A 17,956-nucleotide genomic window follows, 5' to 3' on the forward strand; every position below is an offset into this window, starting at 1 on the left:
GCACTATGACAGTGAAATATAAAACGGTTATCACCAAAGCCGGTGCCGAAAAACTGGCTGCCGCGACCGTCCCGAACGGGAAGAAAGTCAATTTTACGGCGATGGCGGTCGGCGACGGTGGCGGTGCACTGCCGACGCCCGACGCCGGACAGACGAAGCTGGTGAATGAAGTCTGGCGCCATGGGCTAAATAAAATCAGCCAGGACAACAAGAATCAAAATTATGTGATCGCTGAGCTGCTCATCCCACCTGAAACCGGCGGTTTCTGGATGCGCGAAATGGGGCTTTATGATGACACGGGTACACTGATCGCTGTCGGGAACATGGCAGAAAGTTATAAGCCGTTGTTGGATGAGGGATCTGGGCGTGCGCAGACCGTGAGAATGGTGATCATGGTTAGTGATATCGTCTCGGTCGAACTTTCGATAGATACATCCACGGTAATAGCGACCCAGGAGTATGTAGACGAAAAGATCGAAGAGCATGAGCAGTCCCGCAGGCATCCTGATGCAACGCTAACGGTAAAAGGATTTACTCAGCTCAGTAGCGCGACCGATAGTCTGTCTGAGACGCTTGCCGCAACACCGAAATCGGTTAAGGCCGCCTATGACCTTGCCAGTGGGAAGTATACGGCTCAGGATGCGACCACAGGACAGAAAGGGATTGTTCAGCTCAGTAGCACCACTGACAGCGCGTCTGAGACACTGGCAGCGACGCCGAAAGCAGTCAAGGCGGCGAATGACAATGCGAATGGCCGCGTGCCGTCAGCAAGGAAGATTAACGGGCGGGCTCTGACGAATGATATCAATATTACCTCTCAGGATATTGGCGCAGTATCGTCGAATGGAGGGAATTATAATTCAATATTCAGGTTTGGTAGCGTCGGAACTGTGCCTACTGAAAGAAATACTGCGTCGCTTGTCAGTGCCCAAGGAGGTGCTGGCAGTATTATCTCTGGAGTTGCTTTCGAATGGTACGATAATGCGATGGTTCTCGGCCTTGTGAGAGGTGACAGCACTAACACGCTGGGGTTCGCTATGTGGTTGGGCAGTAAGAACCTTTTCAATATTGATCCTACCGGGAATGCAGGTCTTGCAGGTAACTTAGTTTCTAATGGTAGTATTTATGCAAATTACGTACAAACATCCGGAGATTTGCGTTCTGAACGCAATATCAGCAGTAAGGGGTTAATAGAGGCCGGTGGGGGATTATACGATACTCCCGGTGTGCGAGTGTATTCACCTAATAACCAACCGCCAAAGCAGGATTTGAGTCCTTATGCAACTACAGCATGGACTATAGCAAATTTCCTGCAAGGAGGGCTCCGGCTTGCATCGGCGGGAGTCGCTACAAACGGGAATAATGATAATGAGTTTGCATATGCACCTAACGGGACGGTGGTCACTGCTGTGCAGCAAAAAACGAATTACACAGCGGTACAATATCGCTCCCTTCAATATAACATCGGTGGAAACTGGTACACAGCGTGGGTGGCTTAATGACAATGCAATCAGGTGTATTCGAAAAATATAATCCGTTAGACAAATGGGGAGAGTATACTGCTGCGAAAGTGGCTAAACTTTCACAGGAGGAACTTGAGCTATATTATATTGCGAAATCTCCAGTTATGAATGTTATTTTTCTGAAAGATGAGAATGGCAATGACTGGTATCAGTGGCTAAAGAGACTTTCAAAAGAAACGCTTAAGATATCTTTTAATCCAGAATCAAAAGAAATTATTCACTTCTCTTACGATGCTAGCGCTATTTTTCCTATTAATCAGATTGTCGTGGAAGTTGAACCAGACAATGTGCCTGATGAATTTACTAATGCTGGAAATAATGCGCTAGGTGGCGCGTTTATTTTTGATGATGGGAAGATAACCCTTGCTCCAGTGGAGCATCGGGCAGAAGCACAACGCAAAAAACTGGAATTGTTAAAACAGGCAAATAATGCGATTGCCATGCTTCAGGATGCGATTGAGCTGGATATGGCGACCGAGGAAGAAGCTGCGAAATTGCAGAAGTGGAAACAATTCCGTGTGTTATTGAACCGCGTTGACGTGAGTAAACCGGACTGGCCTCCATTACCAGATACAGAGATATGAGTCAGCAAGATCGTGCCATTGCCTGACTAAACCCAAACCCTCCATCCGGAGGGTTTTCGTTTGTTGTGTAATCCTTTCCCCAACCCCAATACGTCGCATCAATCACGCACTCCACAGACAATAGCCTCACCACTAAACGAAGGAGTTAACCGGATGGGCGACTATCACCACGGCGTGGAAGTTATCGAAATCAACGATGGCACCCGCACCATTTCCACCGTCTCGACGGCAATCATCGGTATGGTCTGTACGGCCAGCGATGCTGACGACAAGACATTTCCTTTAAACGAGCCCGTGCTCATTACCAACGTGCAAGCTGCGATTGCGAAAGCCGGTAAGGCGGGGACGCTGTCCGCTTCTCTGCAGGCGATCGCTGACCAGTGTAAACCGGTTGTCGTTGTTGTTCGCGTGGCTGAAGGCACCGCAGAAACCCCGGAAGAGGCGCGCAAACAGACCGTTTCCAACATCATCGGTACCACCGATGAAAACGGTAAATATACCGGCCTGAAGGCACTTCTGACCGCGAAAACAGTGACCGGCGTTAAGCCACGTATTCTCGGCGTCCCGGGGCTCGATTCTCAGGAAGTGGCGACCGCACTGGCCGCGATGTGCCAGAGCCTGCGCGCGTTCGGCTATGTCAGCGCGTGGGGCTGTAAAACCATCTCTGACGCGATCAACTACCGCAAAAACTTCAGCCAGCGCGAGCTGATGGTTATCCATCCTGATTTTCTGGCATGGGATACCACCACGAACGCAACGACGACGGCCTGGGCGACCGCCCGTGCGCTTGGCCTGCGCGCCAAAATCGACCAGACCATCGGCTGGCATAAAACCCTGTCAAACGTTGGCGTCAACGGCGTTACGGGCGTAAGCGCCTCTGTCTCCTGGGATCTGCAGGAACAGGCTACCGATGCGAACCTGCTTAATCAGGCGGGCGTCACCACGCTGATTCGCAACGACGGCTTCAAATTCTGGGGTAACCGTACCTGCTCTGACGACCCGTTATTCGTCTTTGAAAACTACACCCGTACCGCGCAGGTGCTGGCCGATACCATGGCGGAAGCGCACGCGTGGGCGATGGATAAACCCATCACGCCAACGCTTATCCGCGACATCGTTTCCGGTATTAATGCCAAGTTCCGCGAGCTGAAAACCAACGGCTATATCGTCGACGGCTCCTGCTGGTATGACCCTGAGTCTAACGATGCATCAACCCTGAAAGCGGGGAAACTGTATATCGATTACGACTACACCCCTGTCCCGCCGCTGGAAAATCTGACCCTGCGCCAGCGCATCACCGATACCTATCTGGCAGACCTGTCAGATTCGGTTAATAGCTAAGGAGCTGCAGCATGGCGTTACCACGCAAACTTAAATACCTGAATATGTTCAACGATGGCCTGAGCTATATGGGCGTTGTTGAGTCTGTCACCTTACCTAAGCTTACCCGCAAGCTGGAGAAGTATCGCGGCGGCGGTATGCCGGGCTCGGTCTCTGTCGACCTCGGTCTGGACGATGATGCCCTGGCGCTGGAGTGGACCGTTGGCGGTCTGCCGGACGCCGCGCTGTGGGCGCAGTATGCCTCTCCGGGCGCGGACAGCGTGCCGCTGCGCTTTACCGGCTCTTATCAGCGCGATGATACCGGCGAAATCTCTGCCGTCGAAATCGTCATGCGCGGCCGTCATAAAGAGTTCGATGGCGGTGAAAACAAGCAGGGCGAGAGCGGCACTACCAAGATGTCCACCGAGTGCGCGTACTACCAACTGACCATTGATGGCAAAGAGATCATCGAGATCGACATCATCAACATGGTGCTGAAAGTCGACGGCGTCGATCGTCTGGCAGAACACCGTAAGGCCATCGGCCTGTAACCCTTTAACCGGCCGGGATTACCGGCCGGTGAGTTAACTTTCTGAAGAGTAAAGAAATGGAAAATATCAACGAGACCGCCATGCACGAAAGTGAAAACCCACATATCGTCACGCTTGATAGCCCCGTTCAGCGCGGTGAGCAGAAAATTGAACAGGTGACGGTTTCTAAACCCAATGCGGGAACCCTGCGCGGGGTATCGCTGGCGTCGCTGGCGCAATCTGACGTCGATGCGCTGATTAAGGTGCTGCCGCGAATGACCTCTCCGGCCCTGACCGAGCATGAGGTTGCGCGCCTGGATGCCTGCGATCTGCTCTCTTTTGCAGGTAAGGTGATCGGTTTTTTGTCACCGGCTTCGGCTCGCTGAAATTTCCCGAAAATCTGTCGGTCGACGATCTGATGGCGGATATCGCGGTGATCTTTCACTGGCCGCCGTCAGAACTGTACTCCCTTAGCGTGACCGAACTCCTCTTATGGCGCGAAAAAGCGCTGCAGCGAAGCGGAAACCACCATGAGTAATAATGTCAGTCTTCAGGAGCTGCTTAAGGCAGTCGACCGGGCAACCCGACCGCTTAACGCTCTCCAGAACGCCAGCGTCACTCTCGCAAGCGATATCCACGATTCGCAGACGGCGTTGGGGGCGCTTGATGAGCAGGCGGGGCGTATTAACGGCTTCAGGAAAGCAAACGCCCAGCTCTCCGTGACGGAGCAGTCGCTTGCTCAGGCGAAACAGCAGGCAGCGGCGCTGGCGGTGCAGCTTAAAAACACGCAAAACCCTACCCAGGCACAGGCTGATGCGCTGTCCGCAGCCCGAAAATCGGCGGCCGACCTTAAGCTTGAGTACAACAGCTTACGCTATTCGGTACAGCGCCAGCGCACTGAACTCGCCCTGGCGGGAGTCAACACGCGTACGCTCTCGTCTGATGAGCGTCGTTTACGAACTCACATCAGCGAAAAAACGCAGCAGCTTAACCGACAGCGGGATGCGCTGGCCCGCGTCAACCAGCAGCAGGAGCGGCTGAGTACCGTTCAGAATCGCTATGAGTCAGGCAAACGCGTTACCGCGCGGGTGCGCCAGCTTGCGAATGCGGGTGTGGGCATGGCCAAAGCGGGCTTTGACCAGACGTCCCGGTTTATGGCGCCAGGCATCAGCGTTGAAAAGCAGATGTCGGCCATTCAGGCAAACCTTGGCCTGGCGAAGGGGGATTCCCGGCTTGAGGCGATTCGCCAGCAGGCGCGGGAGGTCAGTGCCAGGACCGGAGTACCTGCAGATACGGTCCTTCGGGCACAAACCGAACTGACTCGTTCAGGCTATGACGCCGATGGGCTGCTTGCGGCCACCGCGCCAACGGTCAACCTCAGCCTGGCGGGGAATGTCGACGCGGCTAAAGCGGCCGATATGATCGCCAGCACGCAGGCCGCGTATAGCCTGGCCGATGCGGATGCGGGACGCATCGCAGATGTGCTTACCCGCGGTTTTACCTCTTCGAATACCAGCCTCGCTGAGATGGTGGCGGCCGTCACCTCTGCAGCGCCCGCTGCGGATGCCGCCGGTATGGGGCTTGAAGAGACCACCGCGCTGCTGGGCGTTCTGGCGGAAAAAGGGATGAAAGGCGCCGCCGCCGGGGACGCGCTTAGCGCGATGTTGCGCCATGTTCAGACTCCGGATTCTATAAAAGCCTCGGGGGCGCTGGCTTCCGCCGCGGGTGATGGATCGCTTGATGAAAAACGCCAGCAGTTGCAAGGGGCGAAGGGCAGTACCGCGCTCGCGGCTTCCGTGCAGACCGATAATCTTGACGGCGATATCAACCGACTCCAGGCCGCGTGGAACGGGTTGAAGATTGATGTATTTGATAAAGCGGATGGCGCTCTGCGTAACCTGATAACAACCGCAACCGGCTGGCTTGGCACGGCCTCCCTTTGGGTGAATGCCAACCCTGAGCTGACGCAGACCCTCGCCAGCGTAGTTGTCGGCGCGCAGGCGTTTGCTGGCGTACTGGGTGGCGTAGGCACGGTTCTCGGCCCGGTTCTAACGGGCGTCAATATGGTTATCACCGCGGCCGGGATGTTAGGAACGGTATTCAGCGTGGTGGGCGGCGCCATCATGACGGTGCTGGGTGCCCTTAGCTGGCCGGTGATTGCCCTTGGCGCGGCGATTGCCGCCGGCGCCTTACTGATTTTCAAATACTGGGAGCCCATCAGCGCCTTCTTTGGCGGAGTGATGGAAGGGCTTTCAACGGCTTTCGCACCGCTGGGTGCGCTGTTCTCACCGGTGATGGCGGTATTTGACGCTATCTCGGAGAAGCTGGGCGGTATCTGGCAATGGTTCACCGACTTAATCACGCCGATCAAGGCGACGCAGGAAACGCTGGATGGCTGTAAAAACGCTGGCGTGATTTTTGGACAGGCGCTGGGTGATGCGTTAATGGCACCGCTTAATCTCTTTAACAGCCTGAGCGGCAAGGCCAGCTGGCTGCTGGAGAAACTCGGTCTTATCAAAAACGAGTCGGGTAATCTCGATGCCGCGGCGGAAAAAGCAGGCGCGACATCCTCTTCTGCGGGCAGTTCGTCCATTCCGGTGGCGGGGATCTCTGGCGTCGGCCTGGGGTATCAGCCAACCCTCGTGCCGGGAGGACGCTCTTACGTCGATCAGAGTAAAAGCGAATACAACATCACGCTGCAGGGGGGCACGGCTTCAGGAACGGATCTGACGCGTCAAATCCGGGAGACAATAGATAGCATTGAACAGGATAAAGCGAGACGGCAGCAAGCCAGCTTTATGTAAGGTTGAGGAGAGAGAAAATGTTAATGGTGCTGGGTCTGTTTGTCTTTGAACGACGAACCTTACCCTATCAGACAATGCAGTTTACAAAGGATTATCGCTGGGTGTCCAACAATCGGATCGGGAAACCTAAAGCCTGGCAGTACCTTGGCGAAGGCGAGACATCTTTTACCCTCTCCGGACTGCTTTACCCTGAGCTCACGGGAGGGCGGCTTTCCCTCAAGGCGGTTGAGCTGATGGCGAATGAGGGGCGGGCATGGCCGTTGATAGACGGTACCGGCATCATTCACGGCATGTTTATCATTGAAAAAGTCACGCATACGCATTCGGATTTTTACAGTGACGGTACCGCCCGAAAAATTAATTTTACGCTGGAACTGAAACGCGTGGACGAATCGCTGATGACGATGTTTGGCGATCTGAGAACCCAGGTCGAAGAGCTGGTGACGAGCGCACGTAATAGCATTGGAGGGCTGGTGGGATGATTACGGAAATGAATATCCGGGCGGGTGGGAAAATCGCCCCTGATTTTATGCTTAAGCTTGACGATCGCGATATCACACAAAATTTCAGCCATCGTCTTATCAGTCTGAGCATGATCGACAAACGTGGACTGGAAGCCGATCAGCTGGATATTCAACTGGATGATTCCGACGGGCTGTTAGACTTGCCGGCCCGGGGGGCAAAGCTCTCCTTATGGCTGGGATGGGAGGGAACCCCGCTCCAGCCGAAAGGGAACTTTACGATCGATACAATTGAATTTCGGGGCGCGCCGGACACGCTGACCATTCGGGGATGCAGCGCTGATTTTCGTGGAAAGCTAAACGTGCGGCGCGAACAGTCGTGGCATGACACGACGATCGGCGCGATAGTCAATACTATCGCTCAGCGTAACCAGTTAACTGCCAGCGTTGCGGCGGGACTTTCATCGATTGCTATTTCTCATATCGATCAGTCTCAGGAGACCGATGCTGCGTTTCTCACCCGCCTGGCCGAACGTAATGGTGCCTTTGTTTCAATCAAAGCCGGCAAGGTTATTTTTATGAAAGCGGGGCACGCCGTGACGGCCAGCGGCACGCCGATCCCCTTAATGATGATTGAGCGTGGGGACGGCGATAAGCACCTTTTTTACGTTGCCGATCGTGAAAACTATTCCGGCGTGACGGCCAAATGGCTGCAAACGCGCGACCCAAAACAGCAAAATACTCAATTGAGTATTAATCGTCTGCCTGAGGGGCAAGCGACAGAGGGGCTGCAGCACCCGGAAGCCGCCGTGCCGATTGCAGAACCAGGAGGCAAGGAGCAGAAGCCGCAAGAGAGGCTGGTAGGATCGGCGGAAAACGTATTTGAGCTCACCACGGTGTATGCCTCTGAAGAGCAGGCTCTCAGGGCCGCAGAGGCGAAGTGGCGCGCGCTGCAGCGGGGTACCGTGAATTTTTCTATCCAACTGGCGCTGGGGCGAGCCGATCTGTACCCCGAAACGCCGGTATTGGTAAACGGTTTTAAACGCGTCATTGACGAGCAGGCGTGGATCATCAGCGAGGTGGTGCATACCCTCAACGATAGCGGATTTACCACGCAGCTTAAGCTTGAACTGAATGCCACTGACGAAAAATTTATTGTTGATAGTGAGTAATGTAGTTGCTATTGGTTTTATTTTGGGTATTATTAATTCACAAAATGTGAATCAAGTGGAGGGGTACATGTTTCATTGTCCTAAGTGCAAGCACTCTGCGCATGCGCGTACCAGTCGCTATCTAAGTGAAAATACCAAAGAGCGCTATCACCAGTGCACCAATGTGGACTGCAGCTGTACGTTCGTGACTATGGAGTCCGTGGAGCGCCTGATTGCGACTCCCGGTGCCTCTGAACGTGTCCAGACGGCTTCGCTGAACCAGGGTTAGTGGCTGCGTCACCGGCTCAAAAAAGCCAATAAAAAAGCCACTCAATCGAGTGGCTTAATCATATGATTCTAAAACTAAAATTTGGTGGCCCTGCTGGACTTGAACCAGCAACCTGGCGATTATGAGTCCCAATTTAAAGTCTTATAAAACAATACCTTACTTTTTAAATGGGTTGTTGCATCGAATAATTTCAAATATGAAAGCATAGTGAATAGGTCTGCTGCCATTTTGCTGCCAATGATGCCTATAAAAAAAGATAATCGCCATTCAAGAGGTAGAGGGCTAAACCAATCATAAAGGAGCCGAACAGCGAAAACACAGTGTTATACCAGTAGAAGTAGATAGGTGTTTCGGATCGGTAGATGTAGTAATTTTCATATGTGCCTTTATACCAGCCGACGAAGACCCCACTTCTAAGAGCTTTTGCTGAATGAAAAATCATCCACAATCCGCAAAGAAGTACACAGATCAATACTAATAATGTATCCCATTCCATAGCTTATCTTCTAAAAACAATGCCTTAAAAAAGTGTTAGTGGGTTGAGCAATGTCGCTTCATTCAGGTGGTCAGGTGCAAAGTGAGCGTAGCCGAGAAACTCGAAAATTTGGAGCTATGGAGGCGCGCAGCAACGCGCTGGCTTGAGGTGATGTATTTGCCAGACCAGACCGATAAAACGCGCGCAGCGGCAGCGGTACGCCGCAATAACTGCCAGAGAATGCTTAACAGCATAAAGCATGATTAAAATACCCCAAACGTATAAGAAGTGCGGAGAGCCGGCACCGGGTGATCGAGCGGGGTATTGCTATCGAGGGAGGCTACGTGCTGGCAGACCCAGGGTGCGAGAGAATTGGCACTAAAAACAATATAGGGCGGATTAACCGCCCCCTTTTTTTTACGCTGTTACACGCTCGTTCCATGCGTCTGAATATTGGACGTTCCCATCGCAATACTTCCAGGTGATCCGCTCATAGCGCAGCTGTACGCCCTCATTATGATTATGCATCTGTAAACCTGGCTCTTTGCAGTTATGCATAACTGGGTTAATGCTGACTACCCGCACATTCTCAAGCAGCATGTTGAAATACTCGACCTCTTGCCCCGCGTCGTTGATTCTGTACCACTTAATTTCAACGCTTTTAAGCGTCTGGCCGGTTGCTACCGCTTTATAGAGATACGGGCTGGAGCTATCAAATTCTTTCTCGATCATAAGCGGCGCATGTAAGCGTGTACCCGTGATTTTGCCCGTGTTGCTATCGGTTGGAACAAGCAAGCCGTGACTAAAAGAGAGAATTTCTACGCTACTTTCACGATCCTGAACATCTACAGACCCCCTGATCAGGTTGCCGCCATCGTCTTTAAGCCACATGTAAGCTGGAATAGCCATTTTTAAAACTCCATTTTATGAGGGTAAACCCTCATTAAACGGCTAAAACCGGATCGCAGGTGATACAAATTGTGTTATCGGTATGAGTGATTAAAACGCGTTAATTATTGATATTAATAATAAAAATGATTGATTGATCTCAAACAGTACCGTGCAGCGCCGTTGCTCTTATGTTGCTGGTTTTGCCAGGCAAAAGGGAATAACGATGGCATGTATACCGATTTACCCGCCCCGCGGGCTGGAAATTTTGCGCGAACACATTAGGCTCGCGCGGGCGCGTCACGGAGTCCAGGATATGGCTACCCCGCTTACGTATACGTGGTTTTATGAGCGAGTAAGAAACGGCGGGGTGTGGGATTACAAACAACAAAAACGGGCTTACGCTGACTTCGGGAATTTTCATTACGGCGCAGTGGGTTATGCAGCGTGCATACCTGCAAAGATTTTGCTTATTGCCGCCGGCGCGGCGCAGTGGAAAGCCGGCACATCAAGACCAGAGTGGGGGAATTTCACGGGGGCCCCGCCGTTTGGTGATGATCCGATGGACCAATTTTGGATAAAGCAAGGCATAGACTATGTTAAGCAGCACCACTATTAAGGCGTTTAAGGCGTTGCATTGGGTGGCTACATTCGCTATGGCTATCGTGATTGCGGGGTACTGTTATTTTCAGCATATCCAGCACTTAACGGTGAGTGACAAACTTTATGAGGTTCGCCAGCTCACGCCCCGTACGTGGTTATATATAACTGAATATGACGGCTCGGACATGACCACAGGGGAAGTATATCGTTATTTTTTAGCAAGCAAGATTGACGGCGATCCGCTGGTGGCTCTCGAAAAACAACATATCGCCCCAACGCTTACAGCGAACACCGCCCGTGTGAAAGTTGACGGTATAGGCAACAATATCTCATTTACTGTTTATGGCACCGTGTACAGCTTTACAACGTCCGCATTTTTTTATGATGCAGAGGGAATAGCGGCCGCGCCGTCAATCGACTTAACGGCCCGTGGCGAGGGCTGGGACAAGGGGAAATTTAGTCGATAGTAAAAATCCATTGCAGTCGGGTCAATGACCCGATTAGCCGCGTGTAAGTTTTCACGGCGTACCCGTAGCGGTTCATGGATCAAAAGTACATTGTGATTGCCCGCCGGGCACAAATTGGGTTATTGCCCCTGCAGGTCAATGGTTGGGGCGTGGGTGAGATCCGGTTGATGTTACCAGGGAAGAACTTCCCTGCAAAAATTACAGCCAGAATCCCCCACATACGATCTGCGAATTCGCAACTTTTGGTTTAATGATTTCGGGAATCATCATGATGCTTCGATCGTCTCAAAACACATGTCGGCGGTATGTCTAGCGGGTTTTTTGGCAGGGGAAGGCCTGATAATTCGCGGATATGCCTTACCCTGTTAGCTGTTAAAAAATGATAAGGTTTTTGGGGCATACCTTCAAAAGGGTTTTTGCGTTGATTGCTGCGAGCAAAAAGAAAAGGCAGCATTAACTGATAAGCTTTTCCGGTTGAGTCAACTTTCATGGGCGGATATCCGCCAGCAGCACCGGCATAAATTCGGATACGAAAAAATCTCCCGTAACTCAATCAAGGCGGCCATCCCCGCTCATGTTACCGAAGACGTGGAGCTTATTGCATTCCGCTTCTGTAGCAAGGCACCCATGGTAGGTTACAAGCGCGATGCTACGTTTTACGTTCTGTGGCTAGACAGGGCATTTACGCTTTATAACCATTCCTGACACGTTCCCATACTGACTATCTGAAACCTCGCTACTGGGCTACCACCAGCATCAGACTCGTAACAGATAACCAAAATATACAGGTGTATATTTAGCTTTTCTGTATCGGTTTATCTTGCTGCATACCCATGGATAGGAGGGGGAGGATCAATCCCAGAGCCTTTCATTTTGCGGAACGGCCCGCTTCATCGAATTTTTACACCCGCGAAAATAAAAAATTAGGGTAACGAACAATGCAGGCATCTGACGTGCTGGTGGGATGGTGTTTTAAACACCTTTCGGACTGAGGAACATCAGTAAGCCTGTGCCGACGACCGCGCCAAGAAAACCATAACCGCCGATGAAGTACATGGAGATCAGTCCAGAAAAATTCACTACGGCCAGCAAAACACAGAAAAGTAAGGAGGGCAGTTTATTTTTTGAGGCTATCAATGCTGCCCCAAACTCCCAGCCCAGCGAAAAGCAAAAGTAGAAGGCCGAAAATCAGCAGCGCTTTTTCATTCGTTAGGTTTCTACAGGCATAGTAACAGCCAGTATGAGCATTATTGAGAGTGGCAAACAGAACCGAAGCAGTGATGAAGATCCGTTTCATTCATACCCCTTGCAGTAGTGGTTACTGCATGAAGCTGGTTAATTCCAGGAGTGTATGAACTGTCATAAATTAACCATGAATCACTATGGTTAATTTTTTGGAAATCCCCGGTATAGCCCCGGAAAAATCAGGCTGGTAGGTGACTCCCCGCCAGCCATTGCGGTGTCTGGTGGCCCCTGCTGGACTTGAACCAGCGACCAAGCGATTATGAGTCGCCTGCTCTAACCACTGAGCTAAGGGGCCGTGGCGGTGAATTATAAAGTAACTCCCCGCAGCAATCCAGCCATTCACACCTGCCTGCTGTTTTTATAAACAACGCATAATCAATCCTTTATACTTCCCTGACGATGTATCGAGCAGGAGTAAAGATGATCAACGATATTCTGGCCCCAGGCCTGCGGGTGGTGTTCTGCGGAATCAACCCGGGCAAGTCCTCGGCGCACACCGGTTTTCACTTCGCCCATCCGGGGAATCGCTTCTGGAAGGTGATCTACCAGGCCGGGTTTACCGACAGGCTACTCAAGCCCGAAGAGGAGCAGCATCTGCTGGACACGCGCTGCGGGATCACCATGCTGGTCGAGCGGCCGACGGTGCAGGCGAGTGAGGTCAACCTGCATGAGCTGCGCAGCGGCGGGCGGGAGCTGATCAAGAAGATAGAGGATTATCAGCCGGCCGCGCTGGCGATCCTCGGCAAGCAGGCCTACGAGCAGGCGTTTAGCCAGCGCGGAACGCAATGGGGTAAGCAGAGCATCATGATTGGCGTGACGCAGGTGTGGGTCTTGCCGAACCCGAGCGGGCTCAACAGAGCAACGCTGGATAAGCTGGTAGAGGCGTATCGGGAGCTGGATGAGGCCCTGATGGTGCGGGGGCTTTAGGGGCCTCTGCGGGCTGATGCCTTCACCCTAATCCTCTCCCACAGGGCTGAGGGTTCCCCAGTAATTTTCCCTGAAGCGATGAACGTTGCTTCAGCAAAATTAATAACTTACAGCGACGCCCTGGTCCGGCTGTAAATCGCCGAAGCGTTTCCGTAAGGCCGGGGCGAGGCGCAGGGATGCGCCGAGAGGGCGTGGCCTGCAGGGATGCAGGCTCATGCCCGACCCGATAGCCTGAAGGAATAAGCTGAGGGTACCGCGAAGCGGCGATTTACCGCCGGGAGCCCGGGTCGCCAGGGTGGTGGCGACTGAGCCACCCTGGCACGTTCACTGGTCATGTCGTTACAGAGTAGCAAGGAACATAAAGTGAACGGAATGACCACCACAGCCGTAGGTTCCCCCTCACCCCATCCCTCTCCCTCAAGGGAGAGGGGGTCGTCCGTGCAGCCATTATTTTGAGGGGATCCCACAGCCCACAGGGAGAAGGAATAAACAAAAAAAAGCTCCCGATTGGGAGCTTTTTCACGGTCAGGACAGGTTAGTCGTCCAGGAAGCTACGCAGCACTTCAGAGCGGCTTGGGTGACGCAGCTTACGCAGCGCCTTCGCTTCGATCTGACGGATACGTTCGCGGGTAACGTCGAACTGTTTACCCACTTCTTCAAGCGTGTGGTCGGTGTTCATATCAATACCGAAACGCATACGCAGTACTTTCGCTTCACGGGCGGTCAGGCCAGCCAGCACGTCGTGCGTTGCGGCACGCAGGCTCTCGGTGGTGGCAGAGTCCAGCGGCAGCTCGAGGGTGGTATCCTCGATGAAATCACCCAGATGTGAATCTTCATCATCACCGATTGGTGTTTCCATGGAGATTGGCTCTTTGGCGATCTTCAGCACTTTACGGATCTTGTCTTCCGGCATCAGCATGCGCTCGGCCAGCTCTTCCGGCGTCGGCTCGCGGCCCATCTCCTGCAGCATCTGGCGGGAAATACGGTTGAGCTTGTTGATGGTCTCAATCATATGCACCGGAATACGGATGGTGCGCGCCTGATCCGCGATAGAGCGAGTGATCGCCTGACGGATCCACCAGGTTGCGTAGGTGGAGAACTTGTAACCACGACGGTATTCAAACTTATCTACCGCTTTCATCAGACCGATGTTGCCTTCCTGAATCAGATCCAGGAACTGCAGACCGCGGTTGGTGTATTTCTTGGCGATAGAGATAACCAGACGCAAGTTCGCTTCAACCATCTCTTTCTTCGCACGGCGGGCTTTCGCTTCACCGATGGACATACGACGGTTGATATCTTTAACCTGCTCGATGGTCAGGCCGGTCTCTTCTTCAATCTGATGCAGTTTCTGCAGGCCGCGATGCACATCGTCCTTCACGTCGTGCAGTTTTTCAGACCATGGCTTGTTCATCGCGATAGCCGCGTTGAACCAGGTTTCGCTGGTTTCGTTGCCGGTGAAGAGGGTGATGAAGTTCTTCTTCGGCATTTTGCACTGCTCAACGCACAGCTTCATGATGATGCGTTCCTGGGTACGTACGCGATCCATCATCACGCGCATGCTGTTTACCAGGTAGTCGAACTGTTTTGGCACCAGGCGGAACTGTTTGAATACTTCAGACAGTTTCAGGATCTCTTCCTGTGCGGCAGCATGGCTGCGGCCTTTCGCTTTGATGGTGTCACGCGTCACTTCGTACTGGGTACGCAGCTCGGCAAACTTCTCACGCGCCAGCTCCGGGTCGATGCTGTTGTCATCATCCGCGGTGTCGTCGTCGCTCTCTTCCTCATCTTCGTCTTCGTCATCATCCATCTCTTCCTGAGACAGTTCAGAACCGACGTGAGTGGCGGTAGGCGCCATATCTTCTTCAGCGTTCGGGTCGACAAAACCGGTGATCAGGTCAGACAGGCGCGCTTCTTCCGCTTCAACGCGATCGTACTGCTCCAGCAGATAGGTAATCGCTTCAGGGTACTCGGCAACAGAGCACTGAACCTGGTTGATCCCGTCTTCGATGCGTTTTGCGATGTCAATTTCGCCTTCGCGGGTCAACAGTTCAACGGTACCCATTTCGCGCATGTACATGCGGACCGGGTCAGTGGTACGCCCGATTTCAGATTCCACGCTGGACAGTACCTGTGCAGCAGCTTCTTCCGCATCTTCGTCAGTGTTGTTGGAGGTTTCAGCCAGCAACAGATCATCGGCATCCGGTGCTTCTTCCATCACCTGAATGCCCATGTCATTGATCATTTGGATGATATCTTCGATTTGATCTGAATCGACGATATCTTCCGGCAGATGGTCATTGACCTCGGCATAGGTCAGATAGCCTTGCTCCTTACCACGTTGGACAAGAAGTTTCAGCTGTGACTGCGGGTTTTGCTCCATAAGACGGTATCCACACTTAATTCGTTTGATTGGTGTCGGCGATGGGGCTGCCAACCTTTAAAGCGAGGGCGTACTTATATTTTTGCCGCTGCCTCTCAGTGCGGCTGCCGGGGGCTTCCCGATCGATATTCGGCACTTAAGCCGTTAAATTTCTTTATTTCTTCGCCAGTTCCTGGTTAATCATCCAGAGCTCCCGGCGTTCTTCGCTGCTTAAACCGTGTGTGCGCTCGCGAGCTATCAACTCTTCCTGGCGCAGCTCAAGCATCGAATCAAACATATGGTTGAGTGAGTCGGTGAACGTTTTTTCTGCAATGTCCTTATCTGCTATATCGTCCCACATCGACAATTTTTCAAGGGTTGCGGCCTCTTTTGTGCCGCGATAATGCTCTAAAAGTTGTCCGGTGGTCAGACCTGGCTGAGACAAACAGGTGTTGACCAGTTCTGAAAATAAGCCAAGCCCGGGCAATTTTTCGTGGTTCAAACCCGCCAGCGACGGCACCTGTGGCGCCAGTTCGGGGTTTTGCACCAGTAACCCTATCAGTATACGCATGGTTGTGCGTTTTAGCTGAGGCGCGGGGCGAACCGCGCCGTTTTCAGCCTGTTTAGGCATTAAACGTTCAAGCTGGCTATCATCCAGAATACCGAGCTTGTTGCCTAACTCCTGACGCAGGTAAATGCGCAGCGTTTCGCCGGGCACCTGGCTGATTAACGGCAGCGCCAGCGTACTGAGCTGCGCGCGCCCGTCAGGGGTACTCAAATCGACCTGCGGCATCAGGCTGTTAAACAAAAACGTGGAGAGCGGCTGAGCCTGCTCCATCCGCGCTTCAAACGCCGCTTTGCCCTCTTTACGCACCAGCGTATCCGGGTCTTCACCGTCGGGCAGAAACATAAAGCGTAGCTGACGCCCGTCGGTCATATAGGGTAGCGCGGTTTCCAGCGCGCGCCAGGCGGCATCGCGTCCTGCGCGGTCACCGTCGTAACAGCAAATCACGTTGTTGGTCACGCGGAACAGCAGTTGAATGTGATCCGCTGTCGTTGACGTTCCTAACGACGCAACCGCGTAGTTGATGTCGTACTGCGCCAGCGCAACGACGTCCATATACCCTTCGACGACCAGAAGACGCGGAGGTTCCGCGTTATCCTGCTGCGCCTCATAAAGACCGTAAAGCTGGCGGCCTTTATGGAAAATATCGGTTTCCGGGGAGTTGAGGTACTTCGGCAGGGCATCACCCAGCACGCGACCACCAAAACCAATTACCCGGCCTCGCTTGTCGCGGATTGGGAACATCACCCGTTCGCGGAAGCGGTCGTAGCTTCGTCCCTGGTCATTGGTGACCAGCATGCCTGCATCGATAAGAGACTTACGATCTTCGCTATTGCCGCCAAAACGCTTTAACACGTTGTCCCAGCCGGGCGGGGCGTAGCCAATAGCGAAACGCGCAATGACATCGTCGCTCAGTCCGCGCTTGTTCAGATACTGACGCGCAGGCTCAGCCGCAGAGTGCTTAAGAGACTGTTGGTAAAACGAATTCAGGCCATCCATCAGTTGATACAGCGTTTGCCGTTGATGGCGCTCGATCTGACTTGGCCCACTGCCTGCTTCATACGGCACTTCAAGGTTATGCATCGCCGCCAGCTCTTCGACGGTTTCAACGAACTCGAGCTTGTCGTAGTTCATCAAAAAATCGACGGCATTACCGTGTGCGCCACAGCCGAAGCAATGGTAGAACTGCTTTTCACCGTTTACGGTGAAGGAGGGGGTTTTTTCGTTATGGAACGGACAGCACGCATGGTAGTTCTTGCCCTGCTTTTTCAGCTTTACCCGCGCGTCGATGAGATCGACGATGTCGGTTCTGGCAAGCAGGTCATTGATGAAAACGCGTGGGATTCTTCCGGCCATATGCCCCAAAATTTTAAGCGACTTATAAACGAAAACAAGCCGCGCATTCCTTCCGGAAGCACGGCCTTACGACTATTACTCTGTCTGTCAATTGAGGGCTGAGGCCCTCAACCAATTAGTACAGACGAGTACGGCGTGCGTTTTCGCGAGCCAGTTTCTTCGCGTGACGTTTCACAGCGGAAGCTTTAGCGCGCTTACGTTCGGTCGTTGGTTTTTCATAAAACTCACGACGACGAACTTCAGCCAGAACACCTGCTTTCTCGCATGAACGTTTGAAGCGACGCAGTGCTACGTCGAACGGCTCGTTTTCACGTACTTTAATTACCGGCATGTAACTCTCACCTTTAATAAATTCGGTTTGCCGCTGGCATCAACGCCAGCTTATTTCAAAATGGTGCGGAATTTT

General features: G+C 52.8%; 20 protein-coding genes and 1 tRNA gene. 14 read left to right on the forward strand and 7 right to left on the reverse strand.

Translation table 11 applies throughout. The annotated features are described in order from the left end of the window. The first annotated feature begins 5 nt into the window (after positions 1-5). The 10 genes from ACDO57_RS17035 (at position 6) to ACDO57_RS17080 (ending at position 8,662) form a co-directional block, all read left to right on the forward strand. Complete coding sequence (locus ACDO57_RS17035; RefSeq protein ID WP_370884307.1) at positions 6-1,499, forward strand: phage tail protein; 1,494 nt, start codon at positions 6-8, stop codon at positions 1,497-1,499. Further along, a complete protein-coding gene (locus ACDO57_RS17040) occupies positions 1,499-2,107 on the forward strand; it encodes a tail fiber assembly protein (protein ID WP_370884308.1) in 609 nt (202 codons plus the stop codon). The genes ACDO57_RS17035 and ACDO57_RS17040 overlap by 1 nt, the downstream gene beginning before the upstream one ends. Before the next feature lie 153 nt (positions 2,108-2,260). Beyond that, positions 2,261-3,448 (forward strand): phage tail sheath protein, encoded by a 1,188-nt coding sequence (locus ACDO57_RS17045; protein WP_024906447.1) that lies wholly within the window; start codon positions 2,261-2,263, stop codon positions 3,446-3,448. Positions 3,449-3,459: 11 nt separating this feature from the next. Next, the gene (locus tag ACDO57_RS17050) at positions 3,460-3,978 is read left to right on the forward strand and encodes a phage major tail tube protein (protein ID WP_023309235.1); all 519 of its coding nucleotides are present in this window, start codon (positions 3,460-3,462) and stop codon (positions 3,976-3,978) included. A gap of 56 nt (positions 3,979-4,034) precedes the next feature. Next, entirely contained in the window at positions 4,035-4,343 is a 309-nt protein-coding gene (locus ACDO57_RS17055; protein ID WP_024906448.1) for a phage tail assembly protein, read from the forward strand. A gap of 32 nt (positions 4,344-4,375) precedes the next feature. Beyond that, a complete protein-coding gene (locus tag ACDO57_RS17060) occupies positions 4,376-4,495 on the forward strand; it encodes a GpE family phage tail protein (RefSeq protein ID WP_023616176.1) in 120 nt (39 codons plus the stop codon). Further along, positions 4,488-6,761 carry a phage tail tape measure protein gene (locus tag ACDO57_RS17065; protein WP_090418750.1) on the forward strand — a complete coding sequence of 758 codons (2,274 nt, stop codon included), beginning with the start codon at positions 4,488-4,490 and terminating at the stop codon, positions 6,759-6,761. The genes ACDO57_RS17060 and ACDO57_RS17065 overlap by 8 nt, the downstream gene beginning before the upstream one ends. Positions 6,762-6,778: 17 nt before the next feature. Next, a complete protein-coding gene (locus ACDO57_RS17070; RefSeq protein ID WP_090418747.1) occupies positions 6,779-7,243 on the forward strand; it encodes a phage tail protein in 465 nt (154 codons plus the stop codon). Further along, positions 7,240-8,394 carry a phage late control D family protein gene (locus tag ACDO57_RS17075; protein WP_157189745.1) on the forward strand — a complete coding sequence of 385 codons (1,155 nt, stop codon included), beginning with the start codon at positions 7,240-7,242 and terminating at the stop codon, positions 8,392-8,394. Before ACDO57_RS17070 ends, ACDO57_RS17075 begins: the two co-directional genes overlap by 4 nt. 67 nt (positions 8,395-8,461) lie before the next feature. Continuing rightward, a complete protein-coding gene (locus ACDO57_RS17080; protein ID WP_061714441.1) occupies positions 8,462-8,662 on the forward strand; it encodes an ogr/Delta-like zinc finger family protein in 201 nt (66 codons plus the stop codon). 244 nt (positions 8,663-8,906) lie between these two features. Here ACDO57_RS17080 and ACDO57_RS17085 read toward each other — a convergent pair whose 3' ends face one another. Continuing rightward, entirely contained in the window at positions 8,907-9,158 is a 252-nt protein-coding gene (locus ACDO57_RS17085) for a DUF2542 family protein (RefSeq protein ID WP_370884309.1), read from the reverse strand. Positions 9,159-9,239: 81 nt separating this feature from the next. Between ACDO57_RS17085 and ACDO57_RS17090 the strand changes: the two genes are divergently transcribed. Then, the gene (locus ACDO57_RS17090) at positions 9,240-9,404 is read left to right on the forward strand and encodes a PerC family transcriptional regulator (RefSeq protein WP_148768801.1); all 165 of its coding nucleotides are present in this window, start codon (positions 9,240-9,242) and stop codon (positions 9,402-9,404) included. A 150-nt stretch (positions 9,405-9,554) separates the two neighbouring features. Here the strand turns inward: ACDO57_RS17090 and ACDO57_RS17095 are convergent, their stop codons facing one another. After that, positions 9,555-10,046: an Hcp family type VI secretion system effector gene (locus ACDO57_RS17095; RefSeq protein WP_024906453.1), complete on the reverse strand. Its 492-nt coding sequence runs from the start codon at positions 10,044-10,046 to the stop codon at positions 9,555-9,557. A gap of 295 nt (positions 10,047-10,341) precedes the next feature. On the opposite strand from ACDO57_RS17095, the gene ACDO57_RS17100 reads away from it, so the two are divergent. Both ACDO57_RS17100 and ACDO57_RS17105 read left to right on the forward strand, forming a co-directional pair. Beyond that, complete coding sequence (locus ACDO57_RS17100; protein WP_228117504.1) at positions 10,342-10,644, forward strand: polymorphic toxin type 44 domain-containing protein; 303 nt, start codon at positions 10,342-10,344, stop codon at positions 10,642-10,644. Further along, positions 10,622-11,095 carry a hypothetical protein gene (locus tag ACDO57_RS17105; RefSeq protein WP_370884310.1) on the forward strand — a complete coding sequence of 158 codons (474 nt, stop codon included), beginning with the start codon at positions 10,622-10,624 and terminating at the stop codon, positions 11,093-11,095. The genes ACDO57_RS17100 and ACDO57_RS17105 overlap by 23 nt, the downstream gene beginning before the upstream one ends. Positions 11,096-12,212: 1,117 nt before the next feature. On the opposite strand, the gene ACDO57_RS17110 is transcribed toward ACDO57_RS17105, so the two are convergent. Next, positions 12,213-12,392: a hypothetical protein gene (locus ACDO57_RS17110; protein WP_370884311.1), complete on the reverse strand. Its 180-nt coding sequence runs from the start codon at positions 12,390-12,392 to the stop codon at positions 12,213-12,215. A 167-nt stretch (positions 12,393-12,559) separates the two neighbouring features. Beyond that, positions 12,560-12,635, reverse strand: a tRNA-Ile gene (locus ACDO57_RS17115). Between the two features lie 125 nt (positions 12,636-12,760). Between ACDO57_RS17115 and mug the strand changes: the two genes are divergently transcribed. Beyond that, complete coding sequence (gene mug, locus ACDO57_RS17120; protein ID WP_029741755.1) at positions 12,761-13,267, forward strand: G/U mismatch-specific DNA glycosylase; 507 nt, start codon at positions 12,761-12,763, stop codon at positions 13,265-13,267. A gap of 535 nt (positions 13,268-13,802) precedes the next feature. Here mug and rpoD read toward each other — a convergent pair. From rpoD to rpsU, 3 genes are all read right to left on the reverse strand, one after another. Then, positions 13,803-15,650, reverse strand: a complete 1,848-nt coding sequence (rpoD, locus tag ACDO57_RS17125) for an RNA polymerase sigma factor RpoD (protein WP_023309228.1) — start codon at positions 15,648-15,650, stop codon at positions 13,803-13,805. Positions 15,651-15,804: 154 nt separating this feature from the next. Beyond that, a complete protein-coding gene (dnaG, locus tag ACDO57_RS17130; protein ID WP_023294585.1) occupies positions 15,805-17,550 on the reverse strand; it encodes a DNA primase in 1,746 nt (581 codons plus the stop codon). Between the two features lie 115 nt (positions 17,551-17,665). Beyond that, entirely contained in the window at positions 17,666-17,881 is a 216-nt protein-coding gene (rpsU, locus tag ACDO57_RS17135; RefSeq protein WP_001144069.1) for a 30S ribosomal protein S21, read from the reverse strand. Between the last annotated feature and the right edge of the window lie 75 nt (positions 17,882-17,956).

It is taken from the genome of Enterobacter cloacae complex sp. 2015409 (assembly GCF_041365315.1).
In the GTDB taxonomy this organism is placed as follows: Bacteria; Pseudomonadota; Gammaproteobacteria; order Enterobacterales; family Enterobacteriaceae; genus Enterobacter; species Enterobacter pseudoroggenkampii.